6 protein-coding genes and 1 pseudogene are annotated in these 10,695 nt (G+C 68.0%); 1 reads left to right on the top strand and 6 read right to left on the bottom strand.

Features of this window, described 5'->3' with window-relative positions:
- Nucleotides 1-42: 42 nt before the first annotated feature.
- The 6 genes and pseudogenes from tnpA to ACOMG5_RS14945 form a co-directional block, all read right to left on the bottom strand.
- Nucleotides 43-399, bottom strand: coding sequence for an IS66-like element accessory protein TnpA (tnpA, locus tag ACOMG5_RS14970; RefSeq protein WP_420344596.1), 357 nt, complete (start codon nt 397-399; stop codon nt 43-45).
- A 155-nt stretch (nt 400-554) separates the two neighbouring features.
- Nucleotides 555-1,208 carry a methionine ABC transporter permease gene (locus ACOMG5_RS14965; RefSeq protein WP_420344598.1) on the bottom strand — a complete coding sequence of 218 codons (654 nt, stop codon included), beginning with the start codon at nt 1,206-1,208 and terminating at the stop codon, nt 555-557.
- The gene (locus ACOMG5_RS14960; RefSeq protein WP_420344595.1) at nt 1,189-2,283 is read right to left on the bottom strand and encodes a methionine ABC transporter ATP-binding protein; all 1,095 of its coding nucleotides are present in this window, start codon (nt 2,281-2,283) and stop codon (nt 1,189-1,191) included. The genes ACOMG5_RS14965 and ACOMG5_RS14960 overlap by 20 nt, the downstream gene beginning before the upstream one ends.
- Nucleotides 2,280-3,080, bottom strand: a complete 801-nt coding sequence (locus ACOMG5_RS14955) for a MetQ/NlpA family ABC transporter substrate-binding protein (RefSeq protein ID WP_420344594.1) — start codon at nt 3,078-3,080, stop codon at nt 2,280-2,282. Before ACOMG5_RS14955 ends, ACOMG5_RS14960 begins: the two co-directional genes overlap by 4 nt.
- Before the next feature lie 20 nt (nt 3,081-3,100).
- A pseudogene (locus tag ACOMG5_RS14950) lies at nt 3,101-3,898 on the bottom strand (MetQ/NlpA family ABC transporter substrate-binding protein).
- Between the two features lie 324 nt (nt 3,899-4,222).
- Nucleotides 4,223-5,131 (bottom strand): LysR substrate-binding domain-containing protein, encoded by a 909-nt coding sequence (locus ACOMG5_RS14945; protein WP_420344593.1) that lies wholly within the window; start codon nt 5,129-5,131, stop codon nt 4,223-4,225.
- Nucleotides 5,132-5,241: 110 nt separating this feature from the next.
- Between ACOMG5_RS14945 and ACOMG5_RS14940 the strand changes: the two genes are divergently transcribed.
- Nucleotides 5,242-10,647, top strand: a complete 5,406-nt coding sequence (locus ACOMG5_RS14940) for a M10 family metallopeptidase C-terminal domain-containing protein (protein WP_420344592.1) — start codon at nt 5,242-5,244, stop codon at nt 10,645-10,647.
- Nucleotides 10,648-10,695: the final 48 nt, after the last annotated feature.

Below are 10,695 nucleotides of genomic sequence, written 5' to 3'. Positions count from 1 at the left end.
CACCCGCCGCCAGCCAGACCTGCGTGTTGACCGGAACCGGGATCAAACCGTCAGACCCCGGATCAGCCGCGCCAATGCCTCGGGATCATAGCTCCCGCTGACGCGCATCCGGTGCCCATCCACCAAGTCAATCTCGATGTGGTTATCTGTGGCAGGCATCTGCCGGATCACCGGCACTTCCTTGACGATCTCCACCGGCAGAAAGCGCAAACCGGCGTCCTCTGATCCCGTTTCGGGCTTGGGCCGATACTTGGGATCGCGCAGCCATTTGAAGATCAGGTTCGCGTTCACCGTATAGCGAAGCGCCACCTGGGCCACGGATACGCCCGGCGCGGTCGTTTGCAGGCAGATCGACCGCTTCTCTTCATCCGTCCAAAGTCGCCTCGTTCGCCGCGCCATCAAGCACCATAGTGTCCACTATCCTTGGTGGACACTATCCGGCACAATCGCGCTGCGGCAGAGCGGTCAGGCCGGACGCCTACGCCCAGATTGGCCTCAGTCCCGCAAGCAGGTCCGGCCCGAAAGGCGTTTCGGGCCGGAACAGAGACGCTTTTTCAGCGTGCGCGCAGGCGGCGCACGGCGGTATCGCCCGCGAATTGCACGGCGCAGACCAGGGTGATCAGGATCGCGATCACCACCAGCATCACCAGGGTATCGAAGCGCTGATAACCATAGCGGATCGCGACGTCGCCGAGCCCGCCTGCGCCGACCGCGCCCGCCATGGCCGAGGCGCCGATCATCGACACGACGGTGATGGTGAAGCCGCCGATGATGCCCGGCAGGGCCTCGGGCAGGAGCACATGGCGCACGATATGCCAGCGCTTGCAGCCGATGGACTGGGCGGCCTCGATCAGGCCCGGGTCGATCTCGCGCAGCGAGACTTCGGCGATCCGGGCGAAGAAGGGCGTCGCGGAGACGGCGAGTGGCACGATTGCGGCCCAGACGCCGATCGTGGTGCCTGCGACCAGCCGGGTGAAGGGGATCAGCGCCACCAGCAGCACGATGAAGGGTACGGCGCGGAAGCCGTTCACCAGAGTACCGAGCACGCGGCCGAGGCGGGGGGCGGGGAAGATGCCGCCGCGCTCCGAGGTGACGAGGAACACCGCAAGCGGGATCCCGGCCAGCACGGCGATGCCCGCCGACACACCGACCATGAACAGGGTATCGAGAAAGGCCTGAACCAGGCGGTCAATCATCTGCGGCGTCAACATGGCCGAGCACCTCCAGCGTATCGGCCGCCCCCGCGAGGAGGCTGGCCTGTTGTCCCGGCGCGAGCGCGAGCAGCAGCTGGCCGAGGGAATGGCCCTGGATCCGCTCGATCCGGGAGCCGAGAATGCGCGCACCGGGGACGGCGGCGAGGGCACCGGTATCGGCCGGGGTGGCGCCGGTGAAGCTCAGCCGCAGCAGGGTGCGGGCACCGGCATGGGGCGCGGGGCCGGGGCGCAGCCGCGCGGCCAGATCTTCGGGCAGGGCATGCTGCAGCGGCTGCAGGAGCGCGCGGGTGGCATCGGCCTGCGGCGTGCCGAACACCTGCCAGACCGGGCCGGTCTCGACGATGCGGCCGGAATCGAGCACCACCACCCGGTCGCAGATCTCGCGGATCACGCTCATTTCATGGGTGATGAGCACGACGGTCAGGCCGAGGCGGCGGTTGATGTCGCGCAGGAGCCTGAGGATCGAGACGGTGGTCTCGGGATCGAGCGCGGAGGTGGCCTCGTCGCACAGCAGGATCTCGGGGCGGCTGATCAGGGCGCGGGCGATGCCCACGCGCTGCTTCTGGCCGCCGGAGAGGCGGGAGGGGTAGCTCGCTTCCTTGCCGGTGAGCCCGACGAGATCGAGCGCCTCGCGCACGCGGGCGAGGGTTTCGGCGCGCGGCACGCCCGCCACGCGCAGCGGCAGGGCCACGTTCTCCTGCACGGTTTTCGCCGAGAGCAGGTTGAAATGCTGGAAGATCATGCCGATCCGGCGGCGCAGCGCCACCAGCCCGGCCTCGTTCAGCCCGGCGATATCTTCGCCATCGACGAGCACGCGGCCGTGGGTCGGCTCCTCCAGCCGGTTGATGGTGCGCAGCAGGCTGGATTTGCCCGCCCCCGAGCGGCCGATGATGCCGAAGATCTCGCCTGCGCGGATGTCGAGGTCGATGCCGCTGAGCGCGGGCACGGCGCCGGCCGCGGAGGTATAGACCTTGCCCAGCCCCTCGAAGCGCAGGGTGCCGGCGCGGCGCGGCGCGGCGGCGGCGGGCTCGGCGCGGGCGAGGCCCTGTCCGATGGCGAGCCCGGTCATTTCGCCCCCCAGGCCAGGATGTAGAGCTTGTCGCTGCTGGCGAAGGATTTGTGGATCTGGGCCTTCACCGCGGGCGACTGCTGGAACAGCGCGATGAAGCGGGCGATGCGGGGATCGTCCTTGTTGTCTTCGCGCGAGACGAAATTGACCGCGAACTGCCGGTCCTCGATGCCGGAATAGAGGAGCGCGCTGGTGGGGTCGAAGGTGCCGGCGGCGACGATGAAATGCGGATAGCCCTGGGCGAGATCGACATCGCCGGTGATGCGCACCAGCTGCGGGCCCTCGACTTCGGTGAATTTCAGATGCCGCGGGTTCGCGGTGATGTCATCGACGGTGCCGAGGAAGCCCACGCCGTCTTTCAGCGTGATGAGCCCCGCCTTTTGCAGCAGGAGCAGGCCGCGTCCCTGGTTGACCGGATCGTTCGCAATCGCCACGGAGCCGCCATCGGGGATTTCGTCGAAGCTCTTGTGCTTCAGCGAATAGAGCCCGAGGTTCGCGAGGATCCCGGGCGCGACCGCGTGCAGGTCGTATCCGCCCTGTTTCTCCGCATTGGTCATGAACGGCACATGCTGGAAGAAGTTCAGGTCGATGTCGCCCGAGGCGAGGGCCACATTGGGCGTGGTCCAGTCGCTGAATTCGATCGGCTCCACGTCGAAGCCCTGGGCCTTGGCCTCCGCGGCCGCGACCTCCACGGCATCGCCATAGGCGCCGGGCACGACGCCGATCTTCAGGGGCTCGGCCGCGGCCATGGAGCCGAAGGCGAACAGGGCGGAGAGCAGAAGGGAGGGGAGTTTCATCGCTGTATCCGGGCTGGGGCTCATTTCGTCCAGGGCAGGACGTAGAGCGCGGGGTTATGGGCGTAGGAGGCGTCGATCCGATCGCGCACCTTGGGCGAGGTCTGGTAGATCCGGATGAAGCGGGCGACATCCGGATCGGCGGCATTGTTCTCGCGGGTGGCGAAGCGGATTGCGAAATAATCGTCGGTCACGCCGGAGAAGAGCAGCGCGCGCCCGGCGATATCGGCCTGGCCCGCATTGATGAAATGCGCGGGGTAGCCCTGCGCCAGATCGACATCCGAGAGCGCGCGCACGAGCTGCGGCCCCTCGATCTCCACGAGGTCGAGCTTTTTCGGATTGGCGGTGACGTCATTGAGCGTACCGCGCAGGCCTGCGCCTTCGCGCAGGCTGATGAGCCCGGCCGATTGCAGCAGCGCAAGGCCGCGCCCGCCGTTCACGGGATCCTACGCGATCGCCACGCGGGCGCCCTCGGGGAGCTGGTCGAGCGCGGTGTATTTCGCGGAATAGAGGCCGATATTGGGCAGGATGCCGAGGCCGACATCGGCGAGCTTGTAGCCGGTTTCCTTCACCGCATTGTCGAGGAAGGCGCGGTGCTGGAAATAGTTCACGTCGAGGTCGCCGTTTTCGAGGGCGAGGTTCGGGGTGGTCCAGTCGCTGAATTCCACCACTTTCACGTCGAGGCCCTGGGCGCGGGCTTCCTCGGCGGCGGTCTCGATTGAATCGGCCAGCGCGCCGGGGGTGACGCCCACGGTCAGGGCGCCTGCGGGCGAGATGGCGGCGAGCAGCAGCCCGAGGCTGAGGAGCAATCCGGTCTTCATTCTGGTCTCCTTCGTGGGCCGGCAGGGGAGGCCTTCGGCCAAAACACGATTTTGAATGTCGTGTATTATTCGTAGCCCGAGGGGGGGCTTCGGGCCATTCCATTGTCGGGCGCTGTGGGGGAAGGGGGTGGTTCCCGGCGGCGGGCTGCGGGGAACAGGATTTTCCGGGCCGGGGCAGAGGGGCGCTGGCCGCCCGGATCAGGCCCTGGGCACGGCTGGCAGGGCAGGGAGCCGTCGGCCCCCGCGGCAGGAGGCGGCCTTGGGGGATCTGGCGCGCGCGGGGGGCGTGTTCTTTGCGCCGGACGGGAGGGCGGGGGCGCGGGCTCAGGGCGCGGGATCGGGGGCCAGAAGCCCGCCTTCGAGCAGCACCCGCTCCTCATGCGCGGCCTGCAGGAAGGCCGCGATCGCGGGCACGCGGCGGCGGTCGCGGCGCACGAGCAGGTTCTCGATGAAGGCGGTGGTGGCGCGGGGGGCCACCACCGGGGCATAGCTGAGCCGCGGATCGGGCGGGCATTCCGATTCGGCGATGAACGACAGCCCGAGCGAGAGCGCGACCGCCTCGCGCACCACATCGGCGCCCTCCACCTCCATGATCCGGGCGGGCGCCACGCCTTCGGCCGCGAGCGCGCGTTCGATCAGTGCCCGCGTGCGCGAGGCCTTTTCGCGCAGGATCAGGACCTGGCCCGCGATCCGGCCGATGGGGAAGCTCTCGCCGGCGAGGGGGCTGTGCCGCGGCAGGCAGGCGCAGAGCCGCTCGCGCCGCAGCGGCGAGATGTGCAGCGCGTTGCCGATCAGCGGATCGACCGCGATGCCCACATCGGCGCGCAGCTCCAGCAGCGCCTCGGCGATGCCCGCGACGCTGTTCTTGCGGATGGTGACCTCGATATCGGGGTGGCTGAGCAGCATCCGCCGCACGATCCGCACTGCGATGGCCGGAGAGTCGCTCGCCACCCGCAGCCGGCCGCTGGCCGAGCCTGTGCGCCGGGAGAGCAGATCCTCCACCTCCTCGGCCCGCTCCATTAACTTTGTGGTTACACTGAAGAGATGCGCGCCGGTTTCGGTGAGGGCCAGGCCGCGGCCGCGCTTTTCGAACAGGCGCAGGCCGTAGCGGTCTTCCAAGCCCTTGATATGCTGCGAAAGTGTGGGCTGCGAGAGGCCGAGGATCTCGGCCGCGCGGCTGACGCTGCCTTCCTTGGCGACGAGATGGAAGGCGCGGATCTGCTGAAAATTCATCGCTTTGGCCTATGGATTGTGGCGCAACAACGTATTTGTCCTATGGATTTTCCGGGTGCAAGCCTCTGCCATCAATTCGGCGCCGCCGCCGTAGCGAGGACATCTGTACCATGACCATCGACCTGACCGCCCACAGCCTGGGCACGACCGAGGATTTTGGCCTGCCCGCGATCGGCGGCGTTGCTGCCGGGGTGCTGGCCTTCGACAAGCTGAGCCCTGCGCAATCGGTCTGGCTGAAGCCCGCGGCCGATGCGGCGCTCACGCAATGGGTGCTGGCGCTCGATCTTTATGTGCCGCAGCCGGAGGGGGCCTATACCGCGCTTTTGCAGACCGGGACCGGCGATGCCGACCTGTTCCTGCGCGACCGGGGCGACGGCACCGCCGCGATCGGTACGCAAGGGGTCTATGATGGCGTGGTGGCCTATGACGCCTGGAACCGGATCGTGGTCTCGGTCGCGCTCGAGGATGGCGAGACGGTGATGCGCAAGTTCGTCAATGGCGCGCTGGTGGGCACGCAGGCCCTGGGCGAGACCGACCGCTGGGCGATCGACCCGGCGGCGGGGCTGAAGCTGTTCACCGATGACGATGGCGAGACCGGCGCGGGCTATGTGGCCTCGGTGCTGCTGCTGAGCGATCCGCCGGAGGCCGATGTGGTGGCGGCGATCGTGGCCTCGGCGCCGGAGGCATCGGCTGCGGGCTTCTTCCCGGTGAGCCCGGCGGGCGGTGCGCTGGAGGTGAGCTTCGCGGGCGAGACGGTCGCGCTGCGCTATGGCGCGGGCGCGGTGACGCTGGAGGGATCCGATTACGGCACCATCGCCGAGCTGGGCGAAAGCCGGATCGGCACCGCGGCGCAGTTCGGCATCGTGGCCCCGGGCGCGGACCGGCCGGTGCTCTCGTATCAGGGCTATGCGCAGGACGAGGGCATCCGCATCAGCCTGCCCGAGGGCAGCGGCGATCTGACCAGCTTCACCCTGATGTGGGACATCCTGCCCGAAGCGATCGGCGGCTATCAGGCGCTGCTGCAGACCGGGGCGGACAACAGCTCCGACGCGGATTTCTTCATTTCGGGCGCGGGCGGCATCGGCATCAACAGCACCTATAGCGGCGCGGTGCCGGCGGGGAGCTGGTCGCGGATCGTGCTGAGCGTGGCCGACAATGGCGATGGCAGCTCGACGCTGGCGAAATATATCGACGGGGTGCTGGTGGGCACGCAGTCCATGCCGACGGCGCGCTATACGCTCGATGCCGGGACGGGCTTCCTGATCCTGAGCGACGAGGATGGCGAGGTGGCGCCGGGCTACCTGGCGCAATTCGCGCTCACCGAAGGGGCGCTCGATGCGGGCGCGGTGGCGGCGATGGGCCCGGCTGGCAGCACGCCCGGCGCGACGCTGCTGACGCTGGATTTCGCGGGCTACAAGCCCACGGTGAGCGCCGGTGCGGTGGAGGTGATCGTGCCGCAGGAGACCCCGGTGGACCCGGGCGACACCGGCCATGTGAGCATCCGCGACATGCTGGTGAGCCTTTCGACCGATGCGGTGCGCTATGACCTGAGCGAGGTCTTCGGCGCGAATGCGCATGATTTCACCGTGACCAATTCCAACGGCGAGGCGGTAAGCGCCACCATCACCGATGGCGTTCTGGCCTTCGATTTCACGGCGCTCGGGCTTTCGGACCTGGTGATCTCGGCGGTGAACGGGGCGGGCGAGACGGTGAGCGACAATGTGCGGATCCGGGTCGCGGGGGAGGGCGCCTATACGATCGCGATCATGCCCGATACGCAGGACTACACCTCCGACGCCGGGATCAACCACACCTTCTACGAGATGACCCAGTGGCTGGCCGACAATGCCGCGTCCAAGGGGCTGAACTTCGTGACCCATGTGGGCGACATTACCCAATGGGCGGCGGCGTCGCAGTTCACCATGGCGAAGGATGCGATGGAGACGCTGCGCGCGGCGGGGGTGTCGTTCTCGGTGCTGCCGGGCAACCATGACATCGGCACGTCGGGCTCCTCCGACAGCCGGGTGACGACGAATTACAACAATGCTTTCTCCGTAGGCTACATGTCGGAGGATCCGAGCTTCGGCGGGGTTTATGACCAGGAGCCCGGGCGCTACGACAACAACTATCACCTGTGGACCGCGGCCGATGGCAGCGAATGGATCACGCTGAACCTGGAATTCGGGCCGCGCGACGATGTGCTCCGCTGGGCCGACGAGGTGCTGACCCAATATGCCGGGCGCAAGGCCATGGTGGTGACGCACAGCTACAACAACTACGACAGCCGCCACGACCCGCTCGGGACCGTGCTGGAAGATGAGGGCGCGGCCTATAACTACGGCCTCGGCAATGATCCGGCAGGGGCCTGGGACGGCGAGGAGATCTGGCGCGAGGTGATTTCCTCGCATGCCAATGTGGTGATGACGGCGGGCGGGCATATCTTCGGCGATGGCGCGCAGACGATCGTATCGTACAACGACTATGGCTATCCGGTGTTCCAGTTCCTGGTGAACTACCAAAATGGCGTGGCGAGCGAGACCACCGGGGCGGGCGATGCGGCGCAGGGCGGCAATGGCGGCAATGGCGCGATCCGGCTGGTGACGATCGACCCGGAAAACGACGCGATCTATACCGAGACCTATTTCACCGAACTCGACACCTATTACACCGCCCCGCGCGAGACCGAGGACTACAACCGCGACGGGCTGACGGGCGCCTATGCCGGCCATCAGGAAGAGCTGACGGATGCGCAGCTGGGCCGGGCCACGGTGGCCGAGGCCGATGCGGGCGACGACCGCGTGGTGCAGGCCGAGGCAGGGGCGGAAACCGCGCTGGTGAGCCTGTCGGGGGCGAAATCCACCAATCCGGGCGGCGAGGCGGTCAGCTACAGCTGGAGCGATGCCGAGGGCCGCGAGATTGCCACCGGCCGCGAGGCGCAGGTGGCGCTCGGGGCGGGGGTGCATGACCTGACGCTGACGATCCGCACGGCATCGGGGGTGGTCTCGCGCGACGAACAGCGCGTGATCGTGCAGACCGACAAGGTCTGGCTGGTGGAGACCTTCAACGACGGCAATGCCGATGGCTGGGCCAAGGCGGGCGCGGCCCCGCAGGGCACGGAGATCGGGCTCGGGACGGATACGGGCTTCGGCATCGCGCCGATTGGCGCGGGCGCCACGGCGGTGGCTTCGGTGGGCGCGCTGAGCGAGGATGAGGGGCTGCTGGTGAAGCCCACGACCAGTGGTATGATCCAGAACTTCACCCTGGTCTATGACCTGTATCTGCCCTCCGAAAGCGCGCGCGGCTATACCGCGCTGTTCCAGTCCGACATCACCAACACCAGCGATGCGGAGATTTTCCTGCGCACGTCGGGCGGGGTTTCGGGCCTGGGTATTTCGGGCAATTACCAGGGCGAGATCCCGACCGACAGCTGGAACCGGATCACGCTGACCTTCAGCGTGGAGAACGGCGCGCAGGTGCTGCGCAAATACCTGGACGGCGCGCTGATCGGCACCCAGACGGTGGATGCCGATACCGCCGATGGCACCCGCTGGACGATCGACAGCGCGCAGGGCTTCCTGATCTTCTCCGATGAGGATGGCGAGACCTCGCCGCTCTATGCGGCCTCGGTGGGCTTCACGCCGCGGGTGCTGAGCGCGGCCGAGGTGGCGGCGATGGGGGGCGTATCGGCCACCGGCGGGCTGGCGGGGGAGGCCACCGAGGGCGCGTTCCAGCTGACCTTCGAGGGCGCGCTTTCGGCTGCGGATGTGGGCCATGCGGAGGTGTCGCGGCTGGATCTCTCGACCGGATCGGAAACCGGGGCGCTGTTCGTGAAGGGATCGGCCACGGTGCGCGACGGCACGGACGCGGCCATCGCGGCGCCCGGGGGCGCGCTGTTCGACCAGTCCAGCCAGGCCGATAACCTTGTGGTGTGGAAGAACGGGAACTGGGGCGATCAGGTGATCGAGGCGACGCTGCGCTCGATGGACAAGGACACGATCGGGCTCAGCTTCCGCCATCAGGACCCGGACAACCAGTACCTGCTCACCCTCGACAACGCGACCAACACCCGCCAGCTGATCCGCATCGAGGACGGGGTGCGCAGCGTTCTGGCCACGGAGACCGGCGGCTACCGCTTCAACGACGCCTTCGATCTGCGCATCGCGGTGGTGGGCGGCAGCATCGCCGTCTCGATGGACGGGGTGGCGCTGTTTGGCGGCGCGGTTCAGGATGCCGATCCGCTCGCTTCGGGCACGGTCGGGCTCTATTCCTCCGCGCAGCGCGGCTCGATCTTCGATGATATCGTGGTGCGGGCGCCGGATGCGGAGGCGATTGCCGGGCCCGACCGCGTGCTGATCGACTGGGACGGCGACGGCATCGAATTCGTGGCGCTGGACGGCACGCAATCCCTCGGCGCGGGGGCGGAATGGTCCGGGCGCGGGGGGCAGGCGCAGGTGCTGGAGGCCACTGTGCAGGCCGGGCAGGGGCGCAACGACTTCACGCTGAGCGTGGATGGCAGCACCGATACGGTGACGGTGAATGTGGCCTCCGGCGCGCGGCTGATTGCGGCCGATCGCTTCGAGGACGGCGATCATGCCGGCTGGCGGATCGTCGATACCACCGAGATCGGCCGGGCCGACTGGGCCGTGGTGAACGGCCAGCTGGTGGAGCGCGCGGGCGCCTACAGCCGCGAGCTGACCTACGAGGGCGCCAATGCCGCCGATGTGTGGCAGAAGGGCTGGTCGCCGCAGGGCGATGGCACCTATGCGCTGCACAAGGGCTCCTATGCGCTGTGGGACGGCGAGACCGCGCTTGCGGATTACAGCATCCAGACGCAGGTGAAGGCGCCCGCGGGCGCGGTCGGGCTGATGCTGAACTGGCAAGATGAGGACAATTACTACAAGATCGAGATCGATCAGCGCGTCGGGCTGACCACGCTGGTGAAGGTGGTGGACGGCTACGAGACCAACCTCGCGCGCTCTACTACCACCTATACGCCGGGCGAGGGCTTCGCGCTGAAGGCTGAGGTGGTGGATGGCAAGATCCAGGCCTGGGTCGATGGGCTGGCGCTGTTTGCCGATCCGATCGAGGTGCGCGACCTGCCCACCGGCGCGGCCGGGGTCTGGTGCTGGGGCGCGGCGGGGGCGGCCTTTGACGATATTGCCATCGTCGATCTGGCGCAACCGTTCCAGTTCGAGATCCATGGCACCTCGGGCAATGATGTGCTGGTGGGGACGGGGGCCAACGAGCTGATCCATGCCGGGGCAGGGCGGCTCGATGTGCTCACCGGCGGCGGCGGGGCGGATGTGTTCGTCTTCGGCGCGGAGACCGCGAACGGCATGCGCGAGACCACCCGCATCACCGATTACCATGTGGGCGAGGACCGGATCGACCTTGGCGGCGCCGAGATCGTGAAGGTGCAGGCGAGTGCCGCTTCGGTGCTGCTCTGGGTCGGCGAGGACCGCGACCAGATCCTGCTCAGCGGCGTGACCGCCTTCGACGACCTCGCCTTCGTCTGAACCGGATGCCGCCCGCTGCGGTGCGGGCGGCGCCTTCCTGTCAATGTG

Origin of the sequence: Paenirhodobacter sp., from assembly GCF_041916475.1 — a bacterium.
GTDB lineage: Bacteria > Pseudomonadota > Alphaproteobacteria > Rhodobacterales > Rhodobacteraceae > Rhodobacter.
This window is presented reverse-complemented; position numbering and strand designations above follow the sequence as displayed.